At 71.4% G+C, this 21,794-nt stretch carries 22 protein-coding genes; 11 read left to right on the forward strand and 11 right to left on the reverse strand.

The window, feature by feature from the left end; translation table 11 throughout:
• The first annotated feature begins 642 nt into the window (after positions 1-642).
• Complete coding sequence (locus ACWCSU_RS29015) at positions 643-1,128, forward strand: hypothetical protein (RefSeq protein WP_449939135.1); 486 nt, start codon at positions 643-645, stop codon at positions 1,126-1,128.
• Positions 1,129-1,205: 77 nt separating this feature from the next.
• On the opposite strand, the gene ACWCSU_RS29020 is transcribed toward ACWCSU_RS29015, so the two are convergent.
• The 4 genes from ACWCSU_RS29020 to ACWCSU_RS29035 form a co-directional block, all read right to left on the reverse strand.
• A complete protein-coding gene (locus ACWCSU_RS29020; RefSeq protein ID WP_357703509.1) occupies positions 1,206-1,649 on the reverse strand; it encodes a hypothetical protein in 444 nt (147 codons plus the stop codon).
• Positions 1,650-1,723: 74 nt separating this feature from the next.
• Positions 1,724-2,317, reverse strand: a complete 594-nt coding sequence (locus tag ACWCSU_RS29025) for an NUDIX domain-containing protein (RefSeq protein ID WP_449939138.1) — start codon at positions 2,315-2,317, stop codon at positions 1,724-1,726.
• A 31-nt stretch (positions 2,318-2,348) separates the two neighbouring features.
• Complete coding sequence (locus ACWCSU_RS29030; protein WP_357703514.1) at positions 2,349-2,936, reverse strand: 3'-5' exonuclease; 588 nt, start codon at positions 2,934-2,936, stop codon at positions 2,349-2,351.
• A 61-nt stretch (positions 2,937-2,997) separates the two neighbouring features.
• The gene (locus ACWCSU_RS29035; protein ID WP_364093552.1) at positions 2,998-3,624 is read right to left on the reverse strand and encodes a TetR/AcrR family transcriptional regulator; all 627 of its coding nucleotides are present in this window, start codon (positions 3,622-3,624) and stop codon (positions 2,998-3,000) included.
• Between the two features lie 55 nt (positions 3,625-3,679).
• On the opposite strand from ACWCSU_RS29035, the gene ACWCSU_RS29040 reads away from it, so the two are divergent.
• From ACWCSU_RS29040 to ACWCSU_RS29050, 3 genes are all read left to right on the forward strand, one after another.
• Entirely contained in the window at positions 3,680-4,699 is a 1,020-nt protein-coding gene (locus ACWCSU_RS29040; RefSeq protein ID WP_449939140.1) for an aldo/keto reductase, read from the forward strand.
• 27 nt (positions 4,700-4,726) lie between these two features.
• Positions 4,727-5,338, forward strand: a complete 612-nt coding sequence (locus tag ACWCSU_RS29045; protein WP_449939142.1) for an O-methyltransferase — start codon at positions 4,727-4,729, stop codon at positions 5,336-5,338.
• 153 nt (positions 5,339-5,491) lie between these two features.
• On the forward strand, positions 5,492-6,421 hold the full coding sequence (locus ACWCSU_RS29050; RefSeq protein ID WP_449939143.1) for a hypothetical protein: 930 nt from the start codon (positions 5,492-5,494) through the stop codon (positions 6,419-6,421).
• A 101-nt stretch (positions 6,422-6,522) separates the two neighbouring features.
• Here the strand turns inward: ACWCSU_RS29050 and ACWCSU_RS29055 are convergent, their stop codons facing one another.
• Genes ACWCSU_RS29055 through ACWCSU_RS29070 form a run of 4 tightly spaced genes read right to left on the reverse strand, consistent with a single transcriptional unit; the run spans position 6,523 to position 9,959 of the window.
• Entirely contained in the window at positions 6,523-7,419 is an 897-nt protein-coding gene (locus ACWCSU_RS29055; RefSeq protein ID WP_449939145.1) for a hypothetical protein, read from the reverse strand.
• Positions 7,416-8,450: a hypothetical protein gene (locus tag ACWCSU_RS29060; protein ID WP_449939146.1), complete on the reverse strand. Its 1,035-nt coding sequence runs from the start codon at positions 8,448-8,450 to the stop codon at positions 7,416-7,418. Before ACWCSU_RS29060 ends, ACWCSU_RS29055 begins: the two co-directional genes overlap by 4 nt.
• The gene (locus ACWCSU_RS29065; RefSeq protein ID WP_357703531.1) at positions 8,443-9,060 is read right to left on the reverse strand and encodes an RNA polymerase sigma factor; all 618 of its coding nucleotides are present in this window, start codon (positions 9,058-9,060) and stop codon (positions 8,443-8,445) included. Before ACWCSU_RS29065 ends, ACWCSU_RS29060 begins: the two co-directional genes overlap by 8 nt.
• 32 nt (positions 9,061-9,092) lie before the next feature.
• Positions 9,093-9,959 (reverse strand): alpha/beta fold hydrolase, encoded by an 867-nt coding sequence (locus ACWCSU_RS29070; protein WP_449939147.1) that lies wholly within the window; start codon positions 9,957-9,959, stop codon positions 9,093-9,095.
• Positions 9,960-10,028: 69 nt separating this feature from the next.
• Here ACWCSU_RS29070 and ACWCSU_RS29075 point away from each other — a divergent pair, with 69 nt between their 5' ends.
• The gene (locus ACWCSU_RS29075; RefSeq protein ID WP_449939148.1) at positions 10,029-11,003 is read left to right on the forward strand and encodes a DUF5937 family protein; all 975 of its coding nucleotides are present in this window, start codon (positions 10,029-10,031) and stop codon (positions 11,001-11,003) included.
• 93 nt (positions 11,004-11,096) lie between these two features.
• Here ACWCSU_RS29075 and ACWCSU_RS29080 read toward each other — a convergent pair whose 3' ends face one another.
• A complete protein-coding gene (locus ACWCSU_RS29080) occupies positions 11,097-11,624 on the reverse strand; it encodes an EF-hand domain-containing protein (RefSeq protein ID WP_449939150.1) in 528 nt (175 codons plus the stop codon).
• Between the two features lie 282 nt (positions 11,625-11,906).
• Between ACWCSU_RS29080 and ACWCSU_RS29085 the strand changes: the two genes are divergently transcribed.
• Genes ACWCSU_RS29085 through ACWCSU_RS29110 form a run of 6 tightly spaced genes read left to right on the forward strand, consistent with a single transcriptional unit; the run spans position 11,907 to position 18,963 of the window.
• A complete protein-coding gene (locus ACWCSU_RS29085) occupies positions 11,907-13,547 on the forward strand; it encodes an extracellular solute-binding protein (protein ID WP_449939151.1) in 1,641 nt (546 codons plus the stop codon).
• Positions 13,547-14,731 carry a putative glycoside hydrolase gene (locus ACWCSU_RS29090; RefSeq protein ID WP_449939152.1) on the forward strand — a complete coding sequence of 395 codons (1,185 nt, stop codon included), beginning with the start codon at positions 13,547-13,549 and terminating at the stop codon, positions 14,729-14,731. The genes ACWCSU_RS29085 and ACWCSU_RS29090 overlap by 1 nt, the downstream gene beginning before the upstream one ends.
• A gap of 10 nt (positions 14,732-14,741) precedes the next feature.
• Entirely contained in the window at positions 14,742-16,514 is a 1,773-nt protein-coding gene (locus tag ACWCSU_RS29095) for a family 20 glycosylhydrolase (RefSeq protein ID WP_449939153.1), read from the forward strand.
• 12 nt (positions 16,515-16,526) lie between these two features.
• Positions 16,527-17,459, forward strand: a complete 933-nt coding sequence (locus ACWCSU_RS29100; RefSeq protein WP_449939154.1) for an ABC transporter permease — start codon at positions 16,527-16,529, stop codon at positions 17,457-17,459.
• Positions 17,456-18,394, forward strand: a complete 939-nt coding sequence (locus ACWCSU_RS29105; RefSeq protein ID WP_449939155.1) for a carbohydrate ABC transporter permease — start codon at positions 17,456-17,458, stop codon at positions 18,392-18,394. Before ACWCSU_RS29100 ends, ACWCSU_RS29105 begins: the two co-directional genes overlap by 4 nt.
• Positions 18,391-18,963 carry an SGNH/GDSL hydrolase family protein gene (locus tag ACWCSU_RS29110; RefSeq protein ID WP_449939157.1) on the forward strand — a complete coding sequence of 191 codons (573 nt, stop codon included), beginning with the start codon at positions 18,391-18,393 and terminating at the stop codon, positions 18,961-18,963. The genes ACWCSU_RS29105 and ACWCSU_RS29110 overlap by 4 nt, the downstream gene beginning before the upstream one ends.
• Here ACWCSU_RS29110 and ACWCSU_RS29115 read toward each other — a convergent pair.
• Positions 18,953-20,728: an alpha/beta hydrolase family protein gene (locus ACWCSU_RS29115; protein ID WP_449939159.1), complete on the reverse strand. Its 1,776-nt coding sequence runs from the start codon at positions 20,726-20,728 to the stop codon at positions 18,953-18,955. The two genes, ACWCSU_RS29110 and ACWCSU_RS29115, sit on opposite strands and share 11 nt — an antisense overlap.
• On the reverse strand, positions 20,725-21,717 hold the full coding sequence (locus tag ACWCSU_RS29120; protein WP_449939162.1) for a LacI family DNA-binding transcriptional regulator: 993 nt from the start codon (positions 21,715-21,717) through the stop codon (positions 20,725-20,727). Before ACWCSU_RS29120 ends, ACWCSU_RS29115 begins: the two co-directional genes overlap by 4 nt.
• Between the last annotated feature and the right edge of the window lie 77 nt (positions 21,718-21,794).

The raw sequence follows: 21,794 nt of genomic DNA on the forward strand, positions 1-21,794 counted from the left end.
AACTCCACCTTTCTCTAGTCCGTTCTCAGCTTTACGGGTTCCACTCCAGGAAGATGTAACCCTGCCCCCGGTGAACGCTGACGCGGATTCCCCTCAGGGTTCTTTTCCGCAGTTCATCTGGCCAGGTACCCGAATCCACCAAGCCTCTCCAGCAAAAGAGCTGGATGAGGTCGATAGAGCGGGAATCCCGCTCGGATCCTCTCTTGTTGACGTTGTCCGTCAGACATTCCATCATGCTGCTGATCGCGCTGCCTCCCGTACGCCCTCGCATGCGTAAACGCCCGACTTGGACCCGCAGCGCCGAGGACGGAAGTGCGCTCCACCCCGAATTCTCGGCGTCGACCGACCCGCGCCTATCGCATCTCGGCATGCAGTCGTGGCCTCACGGTCCAAGGGTGCCGGCCTTCGCTCTGGCCACACACCCATCCACTCGCGTCCGCGGGATTGCCGCCATGCGCTGGATTTGCGGGCGGCCGCGGGAAGAAGAACTCGGACTTCGCCTGGCACGGGACCCGAGCCCCCCGGCCTGAATGGCACCCGTCTTCGCCGTTCCTCACAGATCCTCAACAGGACGTCAACAGCCGCCGTCCTACCTTCCTCTCACAAGCTCGAACGGAAGATCTCGACCGGAGGAAGCAGGACATGAAACCGATCATGAAGCTCACCACCGCCGTGGCCGTGACAGCGCTCTCCATGGGCATGGTGAGCACGACCGCGCAGGCGTCGGAGCGGGTCGGAACCGCGCGCGTCTCCAGCGTCACCGCGAGCGCCGCGGCCTCCCTGGCCGGCGGCTGCCAGGCCGCGAAGGGCAACTGGGGGAACATCAAGGCCTACTACTACACCCAGGGCAAGTACGACTACTTCAACCGGATCAACTGGTTCCTCGGCGGTCCCGGCCTGCGGAACAAGAACAACGTCCGGCTGCGGATCCGGCTGGAGCGGCGTGGACTGCCGGACAAGACGATCTGGTCGTACACGTCCGGGGACAACGTGTCGCCCGGCAGCGGCGGGAGGTCGGTCCCCAACCTCAGGGTCAAGCGGAGCGACAAGGTGCACGTCGACTTCAACTTCGTCTTCGACCGCAGCGGCAAGGACCCGCACTGCGGCGACCGTACCAACAGCCTCTGACCGCCTGAGACCGTCGCCGAGGGCGCGACGTTGAGGCCCTCCGCTCCCCGAACGTGGCTCGTGGGGGCGGAGGACGGTCAGCCTCGTCTGGTGCGCCAGCGGGAGGTGCGGAACCCGTCGGAGCGCTCCAGCAGGAAGGTCAGCCGGGCGGCCGTCTGGCGTACGCCGTCGTCGTGCCGGTGCCGCTTGTCGGGGGCGAGGCGGGAGCGCAGGTCGAGAATGTGGGCCAGCTCCCCGGCCACCTCCGAGACCACCCGGTAGCGGATGCCGAAGGAGTGCAGGTCGCCGTGCACGTCGTCGACCAGGTCCTCGTCCACGTGCCGGAGCAGGGGCTTGAGCTTGCCGAGCAGTTGGGCGTCCATTCCGGCCACGGGCGCCCTGCGGCGGGTGTCGTCGGCCGGCATGGCGACCAGGGCGCGGACCCGCGTGAACGCCAGCGCCCGTTCGGCGTCCGGGGTGGAAGGGTGTTCGGCGAGGTCCAGCAGGCGCCGCAGGGTCTCCTGCGTTTTGTCGTCGAACATGACGACAAGTCTATTCACTCCAGCTCAAGCGCTCTTCACGGCGACCTTGAGGCGGCGCCGCGGGGAGAGGACGGCTACCGGGCCAGGGCAGCCATGAGTTTGCCGGTGAACCGGTGCATGTGGGGGTCGAGGGTGTCGCCGGGCTCGGCGAGGACCTGTCGCAGCGGCAGCCACTTGATCGCTTCGAATTCACCCTCGTCGAAGGAGGTGACGGCCCCTGCCGCGGACCGCAGGACGTACCACAACGACACGTCGGTGTGCTGTTCGTACCTGCGGGTTCGAGTGACGGTCAGGAAGAACGGCCTGTTTCCGGAGACCGCCGACGGGACGGCCTCGATGTGCAGTTCCTCTCTGCACTCGCGCAGAACCGTGTCCCACGGGTCCTCCATCGGCTCGACGTGGCCGCCACTGGGAAGCCAGAGGCCGGCCTTGCGGTGGGCGACGAGCAGCAGCTCCGCGCGGGCCTCGTCGAGGGCCACGAAGTAGCTGACCAGGTGCATCGGCGGGACATCGGGCTTCCGCAGCCGGTACAGCGGAGCGCCGCTGGCGATCCACTCCACCGCCGTGGTGAGGTGCGCGCGCTCCTGCTCGTCCCAGGGGACGACGCCCTCCAGCAACTCGGTCAGCCGAGTCCGAAGAGGAACGTCCGGGCCGTCGATGGCAGTCACGTCTCTCATCATGCCAAGGCCGGGCGCACCGCTAGAGGATTGTGGCCGCGAGGGGCCATGCTCCGCGGTCCAGCAGGTCGAGGACGAGTGCCGCGATGTTCCACGCGTCGTCCTCGCCGCGGTGATGGCGTCCTTCGAGGGGCAGTCCGGCGATCTGCAGGGCGTGATCCATGCCGGGCTTCCTGGGCAGCCCGTACGCCGCCGCGAACACGGCCTTGGCGTTGGTGTGGGTGCGTTCCGTCGGATGGCCGAACGGGTAGGCCACCCCCTCGGCCTTGCTCTGCCGGGCGAACTGCCGGCGGTCGTACTCGCCCCAGCTCGCCCAGGGGCGCTGCCCGGCCTCGTACTCCTCGACGAGGATCCGGCACGCCTCGGCGAAGGTGACGCCCTGGTCCACCTCGGATCGCGTCAGGCCGGTCAGCTCGGTGCAGAAGTCACTCACGGCCGACCGGGCAGGACGGACCAGGATGCGGTGCCGGGAGACGCGGCGCCGGGCCGGCACGTCGACGACGGTGAGGCCGATCTCGATGATCTCGTTCACGGAGCCGGGCGGAGGTTGCCCGTCCCAGCAGGTGGCTTCCACATCGATGACGTTCAGCAGGGCGGATTCGTGGCGCATGGGGTGAGCGTAGGAACCCGCGCCGGGTTCCGGCACCCCGATTTCCGCGTGCCCGGACCGTCTACCGGGCCGACTCGCCGTAAAGGGAGGTCATCCAGATGTGGGTGAGGACCTCGACGAGGGTGTCCTCGTCGGCGAAGGGGGCCACGTCGAGGGCGGCGAGGTAGTAGAGGCGTTCGCCGAGCCAGGTCAGCGCCGCGCCCAGGGCGGCCGGATCGACGCCGGGCGCGGTGGCGTCGTCAGTGGTGATGCGTTCGGTGGTGGCGGCCGTGAAGCCCGCCATCTGGTCGCGCCACAGCGCGGTGAGCTCGGGGTCGGTGCGCCAGTTCTCCACGATGGCCCGCAGCACGGGCGCCTCCTCGCGCCACAGACGGGCGCCGTGGCTGATGCCGTGCCGTACGGAGGCCCGCCGCTGGTCGGGTTCGTCGTGCGTGAGCCAGGGCTGCGCGACCTCGTGACCACGGGCGATGGCACGACGGACGAGCTCGGCCAGGACCTCGTGCTTGCTCGCGAAGTAGAAGTAGAAGCTGCCGCGTGCCACCTGGGCGGCGGCCAGGATGTCGGCCACGCTCAGCTCGTCGAAGCGCCGCTCGTCGAGGAGCCCGCGCGTGGCGGCCAGGATCACCTCGCGCAGGTCGCGGCCATCGTCCTTCGGCTGTGGGGCGCGCCGGCCCGCTCTCGCCTCCATTCTCGGAATCCTAGCGTCTAGACAGCCTGTCTAGACGCTATGTACAGTCCTCGCCATGAGATACACGACGTTCGGAACGAGCGGGTTGCGGGTCTCCGAGATGATCCTCGGGACGATGGGCTTCGGCGAGGACTGGGGCTGGGGCGCTCCCCTTGAGGAGTGCCGCAGGATGTTCACCGCGTACGCCGAGGCCGGCGGGAACATGATCGACACGGCCAACAGCTACACCGAGGGCTCCAGCGAACGCATCGTCGGCGAGCTGATCGGCAAGGAACGCGACCGGTACGTGCTCAGCACCAAGTACACGCTGTCGATGGACCGCGACGACCCCAACGCCTCGGGCAACCACCGCAAGAGCCTCAGGCGCTCGGTGGAGGAGAGCCTGCGGCGCCTGGGCACCGACTACCTGGACCTGCTGTGGGTGCACATCTGGGACCCCGCCACCCCGATCGAGGAGACGTTACGCGCCCTCGACGACCTGGTACGCGCGGGCAAGGTGCTCTACCTGGGCTTCTCCGACGTGCCCGCCTGGGTGATCGCGCGCGCCAACACCATCGCCGAACTGCGCGGCTGGACGTCCTTCATCGGACTGCAGCTGTCCTACAGCCTGCTGGAGCGCGACATCGAGCGCGAGCTGCTGCCGATGGCCGAGACGCTGGGCCTGTCGGTGGCCGCGTGGGCGCCGCTGGCCCGCGGGGTGCTGTCCGGGAAGTTCACCCGCACCGACGCCACCACCGGGTCCAGGATCAGCCGCGACGCCGTACCCGACCGCCATCTGGCGATCGCCGCCGAGGTCGACGCCGTCGCCGACGAGCTCGGCGTCTCCTCCTCCCAGGTCGCCCTCGCCTGGACCCGGGCGCACCGCCGCTGGATCCATCCGATCTCCGGCGCCAGGACGCTCGACCAGCTCACCGACAACCTCGCCGCCTGTGAGCTGCGGTTGCCGCCGGAGGTGGTGGAGCGGCTCGACGAGGCCAGCGCCTTCCCGCTCGGGTTCCCGCAGAACTTCATCGAGATGTCGCGCGAGTTCGTCTACGGCCCCTCGATCGGCCGCTTCGACCGCCGAGTGCCGTGAGGCGGTCGGCAGGCTTAGCCTTGACCGATGTCACTTGAGGGCACGGCAGGGTACGCCGATCCCGCACGGTTGCCGCCTTTGGTGCAGCGGGCGGTCGAGGTCGCGCGGCGGGCGGGCTTCGTGACGTCCTGCCGTCCCGAGCAAGGCCGGTTGCTGCTGGCGCTGGCGGCCGGGGCCGAGGTGATCGGGGAGACCGGGACGGGGTGCGGGGTGGGGCTCGCCTGGCTGGCGTCAGGAGCTCGGCCCGGGGCCCGGCTGGTCAGCGTCGAACGGGACGCGGATCGGGCGGCTCTGGCCGCCGAGGTGTTCTTCGACCAGCCACACGTGTCGGTCGTCCATGGCGACTGGCGGGAGATCTACCAGGACGCGCCGTACGACCTGCTCGTCCTCGACGGAGGTGGCCAGGGCAAGCACGGCGAGCCGCCCGCCGACCCCCACCGGCTGCTCAGGCCCGGCGGGACGGTGGTCATCGACGACCTGACCCCAGCCCGGCACTGGCCGCCCCGGTTCGACGGGAGCGTCGATCGGGCCCGGATGCACTGGCTCGACCACCCCGGCATGGACACGGCGGAACTGCGGCTCGCACCCGACCTGGCCGCGCTGGTGGCCACCCGCCGCTTCGCCGAAGGCGTGACCTGAACCATCGTGCGGGCCCGTGCCCGGGCGGTCCGGACGTCTCCGCGACCCGTCTGCCCGATTCATGACGATGTCATGTGCAGCCGATGATCACGTCTCTGGTTCGTGTCGTCCCTGGCCAGCAGGGTTGTCTTCAGTCGATCTGAAGGAGACGTCATGACTTCCCTGCGCTGGAGAACCTGGCACGGCCCGCTCGTCGCCTGTGCCCTCGCGATGGCGGCGCTCGCGTTGGTGAGCGGCGTCGGCCTGGTGGTCGACGGGCGGACCGTCATGGGCGAAGGGGTGTGGCTCAAGCCGTTCAAGTTCGCCGCCTCCTTCGCCCTGTACGCGCTCACCCTCGCCTGGATGATCAGCCAGGTGGAGCGGTGGCGGCGGACCCTGTGGTGGCTGGGCACGGTCACGGTGGCGCTGTTCGTGCTGCCGGAGATCTCCGCGATCACCTTCCAGGCGGTGCGCGGGGTGCGCAGCCACTTCAACTTCGCCACCACGCTCGACAAGTCGGTGTTCATGCTGATGGGAGGGGCCGCCTACCTGGGCTGGGCGCTCACGCTGGCGCTGGGGATCTTCCTGGTCATGCAGCGCCGGGTGAACCGGGCGATGGCCTGGGCGATCCCGCTGGGGGTGGCGATCTCGCTGGCGGGCATGTCGGTCGGCTACCTGATGACCGCGCCGACGCCGGAGCAGGCCCAGGCGCTGGCCGGCGGCCTCAAGCTGATCACGATCGGCGCGCACACGGTCGGCGCGGCGGACGGCGGCGCGGGGATGCCGCTGCTCGGCTGGGCGACCGGCGGCGGCGACCTGCGGGCGGCCCACTTCGTCGGGCTGCACGCGCTGCAGGTGCTGCCGCTGATCGCGCTGTGGGTGCGCCGGGTCCCGCTGGTGATCGTGGCCGCGTTCGGTTACGCCGGTCTCACCGGGCTGCTGATCTGGCAGGCACAGCGCGGCCAGGCGCTCATCCACCCCGACGGGACCACTCTGCTCGCCGCCGGCGCGCTCCTGGCGGTGGTGCTGGCGGCTGCGGCGGCCGTCCAGGTCCGCTTCACGCCGCGCCCGCGCCTGACGCAGGCGCAGGCCGCCCGTTCCTGACCGCACAGCCCCTGACAGCACAGGCCCCCGCAAGCACAGCCCCTGATGTGACGCGCCGCGTGCCGCGACGCGTCACGTCGACGTCTTCGGCCGTGGACCGGTCAGCTCGCGGCCGGAACGGCGGGCTTGTCGTCCGTCCAGCCGGCCTTGTACGTCGTCACGCCGGACTTGCCGAGCACCGCCTTGCCGCCGTCCTTGAGGTCGGTGTACTCGGCCAGCAGCGTCATGGCCGAGGTGTCCACGAGGAGCTGCTGCTTGAGCACCGTCCCCTTCCTGGACGAGACGGGCAGGGCGAGCTTCTGGCCCGAGCGGCCCAGCGGGTCCTTGTCCCGGCCGAGATCGCCGACGCCCTTGGTGGTCTTCAGCACCTGGTAGGCGGCGGCCCGGACCTTGTCGGGCACCGGGTTCACGTACAGGAGCTCGACCGCCCGCTCGGCGACATACCGGTCGAGGTTGACCAGCCAGTCGTTCTTCGTGGCCTTCGGGTCGGTGGTCTTCGCCTCTTCGGCGGCCTCGTCGATCCAGGCGTCGACCTCGGCGGCCAGCTGCTTCCTGAGCGCCTCCGCGTCCGTCGGCAGCGCCTGGAGCTGCTGATAGGAAACGTACTTCTCGCCCAGCCGGAACCCGTCGGGCCCGTTCTCCTGCGCCTTGACGGATCCCTTGCCCGGCCGGGTGGACAGGTGGATCTTCATGCCTTCCGTGCGGTAGTCCCAGGTGGTCGGAGATCCGTCGGCGCGCCAGGCCGCCTCGTCCTTCTTGGTCGCGGGCCTGGCTCCCAGCTCACGCATTCCGGTCCAGGCCTTGCCGTTCGGCGACAGCCACTCGGTGGTGACGTTGCGCTGGGTCAGGTGGTAGCCGCTGCCGACCGGGCGGGGGTGGGTGGTGGTGTAGATCGTCTCGACCCGCCAGTACGCCCCCTTCGGCGCGTCGGCGGACGCCGGGACAGCGGCCACACCGGCCAACAGCAGCCCGGCGGCGACGGCAAGGGTGATTCTCATGCGTTCTCCTTCAACGGGTTGGCATCCGCCCAGCGGCTGTCCTGGATCGCGGTGTACGTCAGAAGCAGGCCGTCCGCGGCGGATCGGACTTCGAGGGAAAGAGGTCTGCCGGAGGCGGGGTCGATCACCAGCCGGGTCCTGGTCGCCCCTCGGTGGTCCGGCGGCGCGAACTCGCCGGACTCGTACTCGACCGCCTGCCCGGCCCTGCCCAGCACGTCGGTCGCCTGCCCGACGGCGGCGACCCCGGGCAGGGAGGCGAGCAGCCGGTACGCGGCGGCCCTGGTCGCGTTCGTCACCGGCGCGAAGAACAGCAGCCGCGCCGCGGTGTCGATGGTCGTACGGTCGTCGGCGGCGAAGAACGCCTTCAGCCCCTCAGGGGTGTCGGGCACCTCGCTCATCTTGGTCAGGGGCTTGCCCGCCGTGAGGATGCGGAAGTCCCAGTCCTCGGTCGACCAGGTCCGCCGCTCGCCGGGTCCGGACCGTACGACACCGGAGCGCCCGGTTTCCGAGGGCTTGTCGTACGTCCAGGACGTCGGCGAGCCGTCGGCGGCCCACGCCGCCTCGTCCTGGGGCGTCGCGGGCCTGATCCCCTGGGGGGTCGAGCGGTACCAGGTGAGCCCTTCGGGGTCCGCGGGCATCCAGGTCTCGACCGACTCGCTCTCCCGCAGGACGTACCGTCCGCCCGGCTCGTGGAACTGCCGGCCGCGGACCTCCGTGCTGCCCCACCACCCGCCTTCGTCGGGCACGGCAGCCACTGAGGCGGCCGCGACCAGCAGGAACCGCTTGCCGTCCGCCTGGACGGCCACGCCCTGAGAGGCGGGCGCGACGTTCACCGCGACGTTCACCGCGACGATCGCGGCCGCCGCGGCGGCCCCGGCCAGGCCGAGCGCCAGCGCACTCCACCTGGTGCGGCCACGCCGTGGACGCTCCCGGGCGAAGGCGGCTGCCAGCCGTTCGCGCCCGGCCCGCTCGACCTCGGGCGACAACGGCGGCGGGGGCAGCAGGTCCCGCACCGCCCGGTAATCATCCATCAGACCCTCCAAGCAGCGGATTGACACCGCCCAGGGCGGCACGAAGCTTCCTGCGGACCCGCGACAGGCGGGATCCGACGGTCCCGTACGGGATGTCGAGCGCCTGGGCCACCTCCTGGTGGCTCAACTCGGCCAGCGCGCTCAGCAGCAGCACGTCCCGGTCGCCGTCGGACAGCGCCCGCAGCCCGGCCGCGAGCCGCCCCTGTGCGTTCGCGGCGTCCATGCGGGTGACCACGCGGTCCTCGTGGCCGTGCTCCCGGTCGTCGTCCACGCCGGCGCCGCGTTGCAGCGCGGCCAGCCGCCGGGCCTCGGCCCGCCGGTGCAGCCCGATCACGACGCCGGCGAAGCCGTACAACCAGGGACGGACCGTGCCACGCCGGGGATCGAACGTCCCACGCTTCTTGAACGCGGCCAGGAACACCTCGGCCGTGAGATCGTCAGCGGCCTGCCCGTCGAGCCGTCTGCCCAGGTAGGCGTGGATCTCGCGGACGTACCGGTCGTAGATCTCGCCGAAGCGGTCGGGTGACCGGCGTGACAGCTCCACCAGAGCCTCGTCGCTGATCGTCTCCCGCGGATCGGCGAGATCCGGAGCCGTCGAATTGGCAGTCACATCCCCTACTCATCCGATGCGGTGTTCTGCTTTCACGCCCTCCGCGCCACCTGCCGGCCCTGCCGCAGGAACGCCGACGTGGTGGCCACGAACCGGTCGGCGTCGTCGAGCCACGGGAAGTGCCCGGCCCGCGCCTGGACGACGAGCTCCGCGTGCGGGAACAGCCCGGCGAGCTCGGTCACCGCGACGGGAGGGGAGTTCAGGTCCACCTCCCCCGCGACCACCTGCACCGGCGAGGTGAAGCGGGCGAGGGCGGCGCGGGTGGCGTCGGGGTCGAAGGCGCCCTCGGAGCCGAAGACCGCCGCCGCCTCGTCGTTGCGCTGCTCGTCCTCGGCGGCCCTGTGCGCCTGGGCCGTCTCGTCCCAGCGGCCGTACCAGAACGGCGCGATGGCCCGGAAGGCGTCGCCGGTGGCCTGTCCGGCCATGACGCTCTCCAGTGCCGCGGACGCCGCCGGGAACCAGGGCTCGTCCTCGCGCAGCCGGGCGATCTCCTTCCGGACGTCCGCGCTGATCGGGATGCCGACGGCGGCGACGCTCGGGGCGATCAGGGCGAGCCTGCCGACGCGTTCCGGGAAGCGGGTCGCGTACAGCAGGGCCAGGTTCGTGCCCGCGGAATGGGCGAGCAGGTCCATCCGGTCGAGTCCGAGGTGCTCGCGCAGGGCTTCGACGTCCTCGACCAGGCGGTCGCAACGGTAGGAGGCGGTGTCGTCCGGCACGGCGGACCGTCCGGTGCCCCGCAGGTCCGTCATGACGAGCTGCCGGTGCGCCGGGAGACCTCCGAGGTCGCCGAGATAGGCGGAAGCCTGCATCGGCCCGCCGGGCAGGCAGACCACGGGGGCGCCGTCGCCGAACGTGTGAAAGGCGAGCTCGGTGCCGTCGTAGGAGGTGAAGAAGTGCATGCTCCGCAGCCTGCGGGAGACCGGCACGGCTCGGCTATCGTTTAGCCACAGCTACATGATGAGGGTCGGATGGCGGTCGAGATCAGGTTCACCGCGGCGTCGGTCGCCAAGGTGCGATTCGCCGTCTCACCGCTGGGCGAGACGGTGCTGGCGCTGCGGATCCTGCTGGGCACGGGCGGCCACGCCGTCCATCGGCCCTGGGTGCGCCAGGCGCGTCCGCTGCTGGCGGGCGAACGCGAGCTGCCGCTGTTGCGGGCGCTGATCTCCGGACCGCTGCCGTCGTTCCTGTTCCCCGCGCCGAGGGAGCGCCTGCCCTCGATGGCGTCCGAGCTGGACCTGGTACGGGCCACGCCGGAGGACTTCTTCCGGCAGGAGTACGGCGCGGTCCTGGGCATGCCGGCCGAGAACGCCCCCGAGCCCGCGACCGTGCTGCCGCGGCTGGCCGAGGCGCTGCGCCGCTGCCACGAGCTGCTGATCGCGCCACAGTGGGGCCGGATGCGCGCCGTTCTGGAGGCCGACATCGGGCGGCGCGCGCTGACCCTGGTGGAGGGCGGGGTGCAGGCGCTGTTCACCGAGCTGCACCGGGACATCGCCTGGGACGACGGCCAGCTCGTGGTGCACGGCCGGCGCGCCCCGCACTCCGTGCACACGGTCGACACCGGCGGGCACGGCCTGGTCCTGCAACCCAGCGTCTTCAACTGGCCCGACGTGGGCGTCGACAAGGCCCCGGTCACCGCCGCGTCGATCCGCTACCCGGCGACGGGCGTCGGCCTGCTCTGGGAGTCGCCCCCACCGGCGCTGACGGGCCTGGCCCCCGTGCTCGGCCACACGAGGACGCAGATTCTCGCCGCCCTGGCCGAACCCCTGGCGACCGCGGCGCTGGCCACCCGCCTGGGCATCACGCCGAGCGCGGTCTCCCAACACCTGGGCGCGTTGCGCGGGGCCGGTCTGGTGTCCACGCAACGCAAGGGCCGCACCGCCCTCCACCTGCGCACGGACCGCGCGACCCACCTGCTGGGCGGCCCACCCCCGAACGCTCACTGACGGAGACCGGGCGACGGGGGTGAGCTGACAGCGCGCCCCGGCCCCGAGAAGGGGGCCGGGGCGTTTCCCTGCCGTCCGGCAGCCGAGGGCGCGTTACTCCGCCAGGGCGCCGAAGACATAGGAGCCGGGGGCGTCCGGGTCGTCGCCGGCCCAGAACTCCGTCCAGTGGACGCGGAACTCGTCGCGGGTGAGGTGGCCGTCGCCGTCCAGGTCGAGGCGCGGGAAGATCTCGTCGGTCGCAGAGGGCGCGCCGTTCCACGTCTCGATGAGCGCGCCGTACTCCGAACGGGAGATCAGGCCGTCGCCGTTGAGGTCGATGGCCTCGAACATGGCGTCGGCGGTGCCGGCGACGGCGTCGGCCAGGTCGCCGAGCCCGTCCACGACGTGGAGCACCTGGTCGAGCGAGACGGCCTCGTCGCCGTCGGGGCCGGAAGCGGCCCGCAGCACCGGCCACCAGCCCGTCATGACGGAGACCAGCCGCTCCGGCGGCACGGACCCCGCGACGGCCGTCCAGCGGTGGGCGAGCGCCTGGAAGTCGGCCTGGGTCAGCCGGCCGTCGCCGTCCAGGTCCATCGCCCGGAAGACTCCGCCGACCTTCTTGCGCTGGAACTCACTGGCCACTTCTGCCTCCACTCTTGGGAAGACTCAATGCTGTCGAGGCATCACCAACCGTGACCATAGTCATTTGAGTGACGAATACGTTACGGATCGTGGCTGCCGGGCACTCGAAGCGGCGAGGCGGCGACGCCCCAGGAGATGCGCAACAGTGGCAAGCGATTGCCACGCAACAATGTGCCCCAACCTGCTTCATTCCCGTCATCTCTTGACAATGTAGGCAAGCGCTTGCAATCTTGTGCCCACCCCCCCGACGAACGGGCGATCACGAAAGGACGTGGCGACCGTATGGACGCAAACCGACTGGGCAGACGGCAGCTCCTGCAGGGCGCGCTCGGGCTCGCCGCGCTGGGCGCGTTGGGCGCGTGCGGCTCGGGCGGCAGTGCCACCGGCGGCGCCGGGAGCGGCAGCGCACAGGCCAACGCGCGGGTGACGTTGCCGGGTCACGTGCCTTTCACCGGGCTCAAGGCGGACCTGCCGGGCACGGCCGACGGCGCACTGCCGGCGTTCTTCGCCTATCCGGCCGACCCGGTGAAGTTCACCGCCGAGGTCCCGGCGCGCGGCGGCGCCGTGCACGCCCTCTGCACCATGAACACCCCACCCACCCCGCTGGCCGGCAACCGCTACTGGCAGGCGCTCAACCAGGCGCTCGGCGCCGAGCTGAAGATCACCGGCGCGCCCACCGCCGACTACGTCAACAAGTTCCAGACCATGATGGCCGGCGGTGACCTGCCGGACACCATGGAGGTGCGGGCCAACACGCCGCAGCTCCCCGGCCTCCTTGAGGCGAAATTTCAGGAACTGTCCGAGTTCCTCTCCGGCGACAAGATCAAGGACTACCCCGGTCTCGCCAACATCCCGACCACGAGCTGGCAGTCCACGGTCTACAACGGCGGCATCTACGGCATCCCCATCCACCTGCCCGCGATCCGCCTGGCCGCCTCCGCCCGCGCCGACATCGTCGCCGCCAAGGGCCTGAGTCTGGACGTGCGGTCGGGCGCCGAGTTCGTCGCCCTGCTCAAGGGCCTGACCGAGCCCTCGGCCAACAAGTGGGCCATCGACGAGCCGCTCAGCACCCTGGAGTTCGTCGGCGCCATGCTCGGCGTCGCCAACAACTGGAAGGTCGAGGGCGGCCGCTTCACCAAGAACTACGAGCAGCCCGAGATGAAGAAGGCCCTGGAGGTCGTCGCGGGACTGTGGAAGGACCAGGTCTTCCACCCCGACGCCTTCACCGCCACCGGCGCGCAGAAGGTCGCCTGGATGTCCAGCGGCGCCACCAAGATCCACGTGGGCGCGTCCACCTGGTCCAACATCGCGATCGCCGCCCGCGCCGCCGACCCGAAGGCCGAGCTCAAGGCCCTGCAGCCGCCGAAGTTCGACGGCGGCGGCCCCGCGCCCACCTACCTCGGCCCGGCCGTCTTCTCCATCACCGGGCTGAAGAAGGCGCCCAAGGACCGCATCGAAGAGGTGCTGCGGGTGCTCAACTGGCTGGTCTCGCCCTTCGGCACCGCCGAGCACCGCCAGCGCGTCTACGGGGTCAAGGACTGGGACTTCACGCTCAAGGGCACCGACCCGATCCACACCGACGCGGGCAAGTCGGAGACCACCGTGCCCACCCTCTACATCGCGGCCTCGCCGGTCGTGCACTACGCGCCCGGCCACCCCGACATCACCAGGAACGAGTACGAGGCCGAGAAGGCCGCCCTCGTCGACGCCGAGCCCTGGCCGATCGGGGGCCTGTACTCGGCCACCGACCAGAGCCAGGGCGCGACGCTCGACAAGCGGATGCGTGACCTGCAGGCCGACATCATCCAGGGCCGCAAGCCCGTCTCCGCGTGGGACGAGGGCGTGGCCGCCTGGAAGTCGGGCGGCGGGGACAAGACGCGCGCCGAATACCAGGACGCGCTACAGCAATCAGGGAGGAACTGATGATCCGATTAGTGCTGGCCGCCCTCGCCGTCACGCTCGTGCTCCCGGGCACCGCGCACGCCGCCCGCGGGACCGCCCTCGTGCTGCCGGACCCGCCCGCGCACGGCATCGCCCGCGCCCAGGTGTTCGACAGCCAGGTGCCGGACAAGTCGGTCTACCAGGGGAAGGTCTCCTTCACCTGGGGCGCCTACCCCATCACCGGACAGCCCGCCGGGCTGGTCCCCAGCCGCTACATGCCGGTCATCCGCGACAACAGCCCCGACCGTCCGCTGTCGTGGTACCAGACCAACCACCCCGACTGGATCATGTACAAGGAGGACCGGGTCACGCCGGTCCTCCAGTCGGGCAGCTCCCAGGCCGTCACCCTCGACGTGGCCAACCCGGCGGCCCGGCAGTTCATGCTGGACAACCTGGTCAAGCCGGCCGCCGCGCTCGGCTACCAGGTGATCGCCATGGACAACGTGGTGCCGTGGAACTGGACCGCCGCCTCCGGCCACTACGACCAGGCCGGCACCTGGGTGCAGCAGTACGCGTCCGGCACCGACGACCCCGCCTACGCCGCGGCCTTCCTCGACTACCTGTGCTGGATGAAGGAGGAGATGCACAAGCTGGGCCTGGCCCTGGCGGGCAACATCAGCCCTCTGGGCGTCAACGCCTGGCAGCGGCAGCAGTCGGCGCAGGCCGTGCAGATCGTCGACCTGTGGCTGCACGAGGGCGGGTTCACCCGCGCCCGCGACGCGAACATCACCGACGACGAGTGGGCGCAGACGTTCGCCCTCTACCGCTCGGTCGTGGGCGTCAAGCCGGTCGTGACGGTGAACCAGACGACCACCACCGCGCTCGCCGACGCCAGTCAGCAGCAGGTCGACTGGATCATCGCCAACTACCTGCTGGTACGCGAGCAGCGGACGATGCTCACGCTCTGCGGGCGCAACCAGTACGGCGTCTGGCTGGACCGGCCCGAGCTGGACGTCGACCTCGGCACCCCCACGGGCGCGCCCGTCCAGGACGCCTCGGGCGCCTGGCGGCGTGACTACCAGCTCGGCAAGGCGCTGGTGAACCCGTCCTCCACCCAGAGCGCGACCGTCACCCTGCCCCCGGGCACCTGGACCGACTCGCACGGCGTGGCCCACACCGGCCAGGTCACCCTGATCCCCAATTCCGGCCTGATCCTGACCAGCTGAGGAAGACCACGTGCGCCTCCACCTCACCTCCCCCGGCGAGCCGCTGCCCGGCCTGGCCGAGATCGCCGCCGAGTACCCGGAGCGCTTCGGCGACGGGCCGGACGCCGTCCGCGTCCGGATGGTCCCCGGCCACGCGCCCGGCTACGCGATCGAGCGGGAGGACGGCGGCTGGCGCCTGACCTACGACCGCCCGCGCGACGCCTACCGGGCCCTGGGCGTCGCGATGGGCGATCTGTCCCCGCGTGCGGCGTCCAGTCCGTTCCGATCGCTGGCCCTCATGCTGGACGTGTCGCGCAACGCCGTCATGCTTCCCGCGTCGATCGCCTCCTACCTGCGCAAATGCGCGCTCATGGGCATCGACACGCTCTGGCTGTACATGGAGGACGTCTACGAACTGCCCGGCGAGCCCCTGTTCGGCTACGCCCGCGGCGCCTACACCGCCGACGAGCTGCGCGCGATCGACGACCAGGCGCACCGGCTGGGCATCGAGGTGATCCCGTGCGTGCAGACGCTCGGGCACCTGGAGCAGATCCTGCAGTGGCCGCGCTTCTGGCCGCTGCGCGACACCGAGCGCGTGCTGCTGGCCGGGGACGACGACGCCTACGCGCTGATCGGCCGGATGATCGGAACAGTCGCCTCCTGCTTCCGCAGCCGCCGCGTGCACATCGGCATGGACGAGGCCCACGGCATCGGCTCGGGCCAGTACCGCCGCCGCTTCGGCGAGCGGCCGCCGTTCGAGATCCTGTCCGCGCATCTGGAACGCGTGGTGGCGATCTGCGCGGAGCGCGGGCTGCGGCCGATGATCTGGAGCGACATGTACTTCCGGCTCGGCTCGGCGATCGACCACTACTACGACCCCGCCTCCGTGATCCCGTCCTGGGTGGCGGGCGGCATCCCCGCGCCGGTCGAGCTCGTCTACTGGGACTACGAGCACGGCGAGCGCGCCTTCTACGACGAGTGGATCCGCAGGCACCGGGAGGGCCTGGGCAAGGACCCGGTCTTCGCGGCGAGCGGCTGGACGCATCACCGCATGTGGGCCGCGCTGCCGAAGGCCCTGGCGACGCTGTCGGCCGGGATGGCCGCCGCCCGCGACGCCGGCCTGGCCGAGGCGGCCGTCACCCTGTGGGGCAACGACGGCACCGAGTGCGACCTGTTCTCCGCCCTTCCCGCCGTCCAGCGCTTCGCCGACCTGGCGTACGGCGGGCCGGACGAGGACCTGGCGGCCACCTTCGCCGGCTCGTGCGACGCCACGCTGGACGGCTGGCTGGCCGCGGCCGAACTGGACCTGCTGCCCGGCTCCGGCGACCCGGTGGCCTGGCGCGGCAACCCGGCCAAGTGGCTGCTCTGGCACGACCCGGTGCTCGGCTTCCTCACCTCCGGCCTGCCGCCCTGGCTGGCCGGTCACTACGACGACCTGGCCGCCCGCCTGCGGGAGGCCGCGCGGCTCAGGCCCGGCGACGCCCGGCTGGCCTTCCCCGCCCTGCTCGCCGAGGTGCTGGCCGCCAAGGTGCGGCTGCACACCGGCGACGACGCCGACCTGCCCGCCCTGACCGACGGGGTGCGCCGCCTGCGCGAGCTGCACCGCCGGGTCTGGTGCGGCGACAACAAGCCGTTCGGCTGGGACGTGATCGACCGCCGCTACGGCGGCCTGCTCGCCCGCCTGGACCACCTGGCCGAGCACGGCCGTCCCGACTTCGAGCGCCACGATCCCTATCCGGACGGCGGCGCGATCGCCCAGTGCCTGCCGTACGCCAGGGTCGCGTCGGCGGGTTTCATCAGCTGAGAAAGGGTGCGCATGCTGCTCAGAAGGCCGCCTGCCGTACGTCAGGAGAGCCGCTGGCGGCGCGACAGGTTCCTGTTGCTGCTGGCCGTGCCCGGCCTGACGATCGTGATCCTGTTCCACTACGTGCCGCTGCTGGGGAACGTGGTGGCCTTCCAGGACTACCAGCCCTACATCGGGATCTTCGAGGCGCCCTGGGTGGGCCTGCGGAACTTCGAGGGCATCTTCACCTTCGACCCCGCGTTCGTCAACGCCCTGGTGAACACGCTGGTCATCTCGTTCCTCCAGGTCGTGTTCGTCTTCCCGGTGCCGATCGCGCTGGCGCTGCTGCTGAACTCGCTGCTGTCGGAGCGCGTCAAGCGGGTCGTGCAGTCGGTGTTGTACCTGCCGCACTTCATGTCCTGGGTGATCGTGGTCGCGATCTTCCAGCACATGCTGGGCAACGGCGGGCTGCTCAATGCCTGGATGCGCAGCAAGGGCATGGAGGGGTTCGACCTGATCGGCGACCCCGGCCTGTTCAAGGTGGTGATCACGTCCCAGGTGATCTGGAAGGACACCGGCTGGGGCACGATCCTGTTCCTGGCCGCGCTGTCCCGGGTCGACCTGGCGCTCTACGAGGCGGCGGCGGTCGACGGGGCGAGCCGGATGCGGCAGATGTGGCACGTCACGCTGCCCGCGATCCGCGGCGTCATCGTGCTGCTGCTCATCCTCAAGCTGGGCGACGTGCTGACCGTCGGGTTCGAGCAGATCCAGCTCCAGCAGCGGGCGGTGGGCGTGGACGCCTCCGAGGTGCTGGACACCTACGTCTACAACAACGGCGTGACCGGCGGGAACTGGGGCGTGTCGGCCGCGGTCGGGCTGGTCAAGGGCGTGATCGGGGTGGCGCTGGTGCTGGCCGCCAACAAGATCGCGCACATCTTCGGCGAGAGGGGCGTGTACTCGCGATGACGAGCGCGCACATCACCAGGGCGGCCGGCCGCCGCGACGCGCGCCCCAGGGAGCTGCGCAACGGCCTGGAACCGGCGGGCCGGCCGATCAGGGCGCTCAAGGGCGTCGTGCTGCTGGCCGCCTGCCTGGTGGTGATCCTGCCGTTCGTCGCGGTGATCGCCACCAGCCTGGCCGACCAGGTGCAGATCAACCTGGCCGGCGGCTACGTCCTGTGGCCCGAGCACCCCACGCTCGACGCCTACCGGGCGATCTTCGCCGGCGGCGTGGTGTCGCGGGCGCTGTTCGTGTCGCTGGGCGTCACGGTCGTCGGCACCCTGCTGAGCCTGACCTGCACGACGCTGCTGGCCTACTCGCTGTCGCGGCCGGGCAGCTTCGCCTCCCGGCCGTTGCTGCTGCTCGTGCTGTTCACGCTGCTGTTCTCGCCCGGCATGATCCCGAGCTACCTGATCGTCAAGCAGCTCGGCCTGCTGGAGTCGTACTGGTCGCTGATCCTGCCGGTGCTGGTCAACGGGTTCAACGTGATCGTCGTCCGCTCGTTCTTCCTCGACCTGCCCAGGGACCTGCTCGACTCGGCACGCATCGACGGGGCCGGCGAGTTCCAGGTGCTGCGCCGGGTGGTGCTGCCACTGTCGAAGGCGGTGCTGGCCGTCGTGGGCCTGTTCTACGCGGTCTCGTACTGGAACAGCTTCTTCTCGGCCATGCTCTATCTCAACGACTCGGCCAAGTGGCCGCTGCAGCTCGTGCTGCGCACGTACGTGGTCGACAACGCCACGATGGGCGTGGACAACACCGCGCTGACCGGCGAGCTGCCGCCGCCGCAGCAGGCCCTGCAGATGGCCGTGCTGGTCATCTCGCTGGTGCCGATCCTGATCGTCTACCCTTTCCTGCAACGTCATTTCGCCAAGGGCATTCTGATCGGGGCGGTCAAGGGATGAGCACGGTCTGGCTGTTCACGGGCGACAGCGTGACCCAGGGGGCGTTGCACACCTTCGGCTGGCGCGACTACACCCAGCTGTTCGCCGAGCGGGTGCGCTTCGAGCTCAACCGGCCGGCCGACGCGGTCATCAACACCGGCGTCAGCGGCCAGAAGGTCTCCCAGCTCGACGTCGAGGGCGCGGTGCTGCGCCACCGGCCCGACGTGGTCGCGCTGATGTTCGGGCTCAACGACTGCGCGGCCGGGCCCGCGGGGCTGCCCGGTTTCGTCCGCGACTACGCCGCGGTGATCTCCCGCGTACGGGAGGCCGGCGCGAAGGTCGTGCTCCAGACGCCCAACCGGGCCCCGGAGTCCGGCTGGGCCGACCTGCCCGCCTACGCCGAGGCGGTGCGCTCGCTCGACGCCGACGTGCTGGTCGACCACCACGCCACCTGGGACGGCGGCGAGCACTGGATGGGGTCGGGCTGCCACCCCAACGAGTACGGCCACCGGGCGCTGGCCAGGAACCTGCTGCGGGCGCTCGACCTGTGGGAGCCGGTCGGGGTGAGCGGGTCGCTGTTCATCCCGTGACACCGGGGATGACCGACTCCCAGCCGTCCTGCGGGTCGCGCAGCTCGACGGCCGCCACCGCGTCGTCGAGCCTGGCGGCCCATCGCGCGTAGACGGCCTGGCCCGCCTCGCCGTACAGCTCGACGGTGGCGCCGAGGCGCTCGTGGCGGGCGAAGGCCAGGGCGCGCAGGACGTCGTGCACGCGGGCGGCGCCGAGGCTGTCGCCGAGCCAGAGCAGGTCGGTCATGAGCTTGTAGGTGGTGCCGAAGTAGGCGCCGTCGGGGCGGGCGGTGACGGCGGCCGGGGCGAGCGCGCCCACGCCGCGGACGTCGAGGGCCAGGACGGCCCGGCCGGTGCCGAGTCTCTCCCTGATCCAGTCCTGGCGGTCGGGCAGGGACGCGGTGCCGCGCTCGAACAGGGCGACGACCAGGGTGCCCGCCGGGTCCGGCGCTCCGGCCAGGACGCCCGCGTTCCACACGTCACGCTCGGAGCGCCAGAACACGTGCCGGACGGGCACCGGCGCCTCGGGACGGTCGAACCAACGCGGGAAGAACTCGGCGGGCGGCTCACGATGGGCGCGGACGAGCGCCGCGACCTGCTCGATCGAGGCCGGCCGCGCCGGCGGCTCGGGCACGTGCGGAGTGCCGGGACGGTCGCGGAAGACGCCGTCGCGGGTGCAGGCCAGGGCCTCGGCGGGCAGGGTCTCCGGTTCGGCCTCGGAACGCACGACGCCGCCCAGGTGGCGGGCCAGGAAGGCGGTCGCCGCGCGGGCCAGCTCCGGGTGGTAGCCGTGGGCCACGGGGGCGCGGGCGACCGACAGCGCGCCGGGGGCGTCCAGCAGGGCGTAGGCGCGGGCGGCGCGGGACACCGTCTCCAGCGTGCCGTCCAGCGGGAAGAAGTCGTAGTCGGCCGCCAGCACCAGGGCCGGGCGCGGGGCCATGGCCATCAGCAGGTCCTCGTGGCCGACGCCCAGCAGGGTGCCGCCGGGCAGGATCTGCTCGGCGTCCTGGGCCTGCCCGGCCCACAGGTAGGCGCGTCTGCTGGTGACGAACGTGCCGGGCGCGGCGGCGGCCAGCCGGGGTTCGAGCGCCATCATGAGCGTGGTGAGCACGCCGCCGCCGCTGTTGCCGGTGATGCCGACGCGCGTGGGGTCGACGTCGGGGCGGGCGCACAGGTGGTCGAGGCCGCGCCGGGCGTCGTGCACGAAGTGGGCGGCCAGGGAGTGGCCGGCCCGCCAGCAGGTCACCCCGGCGTCGGTGTGCTCGGAGACGCCGCCGTCGCCCCGGTCGGCGAGGGCGCGTTCGCCCTGGCCGACGGGGTCCATGACGAGGACGACCAGCCCCGCCCCGGCCAGGCGGGCGCAGACGGCCTGGTACGTGGGGTGCGCCTTGGCCTGACCGCCGTGCCCGCAGACGAACAGCACGGCCCCCGCGGGCTCGGGCAGGTGGGCGGGCCGCCAGAGGTTGGCCGGCACCGGCACACCGGGCACCGTGTGCAGCAGCAGGCGTTCGACGACGAGGTCACCTGTGCGCACGCTGCCCAGGTGCTCGACCTCCGGCGGGGCCGTGCCCTCCGCGAAGGGCGGGAGCGTCTCGCCGTACAGGCTCGTGGTGAGGGCGGCGCGCACGGCCGCCTGCCGGGCGCGGACCTCGGCCGGAGTGGACAGCGCGTCGTTGACCGCCTCCCACCGCGACAGCAGCCGCTCGGTGCGCCGGTAGACGTGGGCCTGGAGGTCGTGCGTGACGTCGAAGCGGCCGTCGAGGAACGGCCCGAACCCGGGGATCACCGGCTCGGGGCCGGTCCGGTCGAGCTGCGCACCACCAGGTAGGTCTCCAGCTCCACCAAGGGCGGCGGGGGCTCGCGGTGCAGCCCGTCGAGGACGTCGAGCAGCAGGTCGACGGCGGTGGCGCCGGCCTCGGCGCCGGGCACGTGGATCGAGGTGAGCGTCGGGTAGGCCATGCCGGACAGCGGGCTGTCGTCGATGCCCATGACGCTCAGGTCGCGCCCGACGCTGAGGCCGCGCTCGGACATGCGGGCCATCACGCCCAGCGCGATGAGGTCGTCGTAGGCGATGACGGCGGTGGCCGGGCTGCCCTGCAGCAGGTCGGCCGCCTGCACTCCGGCCTGCACCTGCGGCTCGAACGGGCCGAACGTCACCAGCTCGGCCCCGAGCTGCGCGCACGCCTCGGTGATCGCGGCCTGGCGCTGCTGGTTGGACCACGAACGCCGGGGGCCGGCCAGGTAGCCGATCCGCCGGTGGCCGAGCGCCACCAGGTGCTCGACCGCCTGGCGCATGCCGTCGGCGTTGTCGATCAGCACGGACGGGTGCTCGGGCACGCGCCGGTTGACGAACACGGTGGGCCCGAGCCGCCCGATCTCGGCGATGCGCGGCTCCGGCGAGCGGGGCGAGACCATGATCAGGCCGTCGACCTGCTTGCTCAGCACCCGGGCCCGGTCGAGCTCATCTGCGGCCCGCTCGTCGGTGTCGGCCAGCACCACGACGAGGTCCTTGCGCGCCGCGCGGGCCTGCACCGCCTTGATGATCGGCGGGAAGAACGGGTTGGCCACGTCGGGCACGATGAGGCCGATCGTGCCGGTGCGCCCCATCGACAGCGACCTGGCGACCCGGTTGGGCGTGTAGCCCATCTCACGGGCGACCCGGGCCACCTTGTCGCGGGTCTGCGCGCTGACCCTGCCCGGATCGGACAGGGCGCGCGAGACCGTGGACGGCGACAGGCCGCACGCCTGGGCGACATCGGCCAGCGTGACGGTCATGGGCATCTTTCCTTCATGGTGCGACGCTAGCGCAAGCGGTTGCGCATGGTTTCCGATTGTGCAGCTTTCTCTGCCGC

This window comes from Nonomuraea sp. NPDC001699 (genome assembly GCF_053596455.1).

Excerpts from the sequence above, each read along its gene's own strand:
- ACWCSU_RS29015 (WP_449939135.1), top strand. The coding sequence starts at position 643 with ATGAAACCGATCATGAAGCTCACCACCGCCGTGGCCGTGACAGCGCTC.
- ACWCSU_RS29020 (WP_357703509.1), bottom strand. The coding sequence starts at position 1,649 with ATGTTCGACGACAAAACGCAGGAGACCCTGCGGCGCCTGCTGGACCTC.
- ACWCSU_RS29030 (WP_357703514.1), bottom strand. The coding sequence starts at position 2,936 with ATGCGCCACGAATCCGCCCTGCTGAACGTCATCGATGTGGAAGCCACC.
- ACWCSU_RS29035 (WP_364093552.1), bottom strand. The coding sequence starts at position 3,624 with ATGGAGGCGAGAGCGGGCCGGCGCGCCCCACAGCCGAAGGACGATGGC.
- ACWCSU_RS29040 (WP_449939140.1), top strand. The coding sequence starts at position 3,680 with ATGAGATACACGACGTTCGGAACGAGCGGGTTGCGGGTCTCCGAGATG.
- ACWCSU_RS29045 (WP_449939142.1), top strand. The coding sequence starts at position 4,727 with ATGTCACTTGAGGGCACGGCAGGGTACGCCGATCCCGCACGGTTGCCG.
- ACWCSU_RS29050 (WP_449939143.1), top strand. The coding sequence starts at position 5,492 with ATGACTTCCCTGCGCTGGAGAACCTGGCACGGCCCGCTCGTCGCCTGT.
- ACWCSU_RS29055 (WP_449939145.1), bottom strand. The coding sequence starts at position 7,419 with ATGAGAATCACCCTTGCCGTCGCCGCCGGGCTGCTGTTGGCCGGTGTG.
- ACWCSU_RS29060 (WP_449939146.1), bottom strand. The coding sequence starts at position 8,450 with ATGGATGATTACCGGGCGGTGCGGGACCTGCTGCCCCCGCCGCCGTTG.
- ACWCSU_RS29070 (WP_449939147.1), bottom strand. The coding sequence starts at position 9,959 with ATGCACTTCTTCACCTCCTACGACGGCACCGAGCTCGCCTTTCACACG.
- ACWCSU_RS29075 (WP_449939148.1), top strand. The coding sequence starts at position 10,029 with ATGGCGGTCGAGATCAGGTTCACCGCGGCGTCGGTCGCCAAGGTGCGA.
- ACWCSU_RS29085 (WP_449939151.1), top strand. The coding sequence starts at position 11,907 with ATGGACGCAAACCGACTGGGCAGACGGCAGCTCCTGCAGGGCGCGCTC.
- ACWCSU_RS29090 (WP_449939152.1), top strand. The coding sequence starts at position 13,547 with ATGATCCGATTAGTGCTGGCCGCCCTCGCCGTCACGCTCGTGCTCCCG.
- ACWCSU_RS29100 (WP_449939154.1), top strand. The coding sequence starts at position 16,527 with ATGCTGCTCAGAAGGCCGCCTGCCGTACGTCAGGAGAGCCGCTGGCGG.
- ACWCSU_RS29105 (WP_449939155.1), top strand. The coding sequence starts at position 17,456 with ATGACGAGCGCGCACATCACCAGGGCGGCCGGCCGCCGCGACGCGCGC.
- ACWCSU_RS29110 (WP_449939157.1), top strand. The coding sequence starts at position 18,391 with ATGAGCACGGTCTGGCTGTTCACGGGCGACAGCGTGACCCAGGGGGCG.
- ACWCSU_RS29120 (WP_449939162.1), bottom strand. The coding sequence starts at position 21,717 with ATGACCGTCACGCTGGCCGATGTCGCCCAGGCGTGCGGCCTGTCGCCG.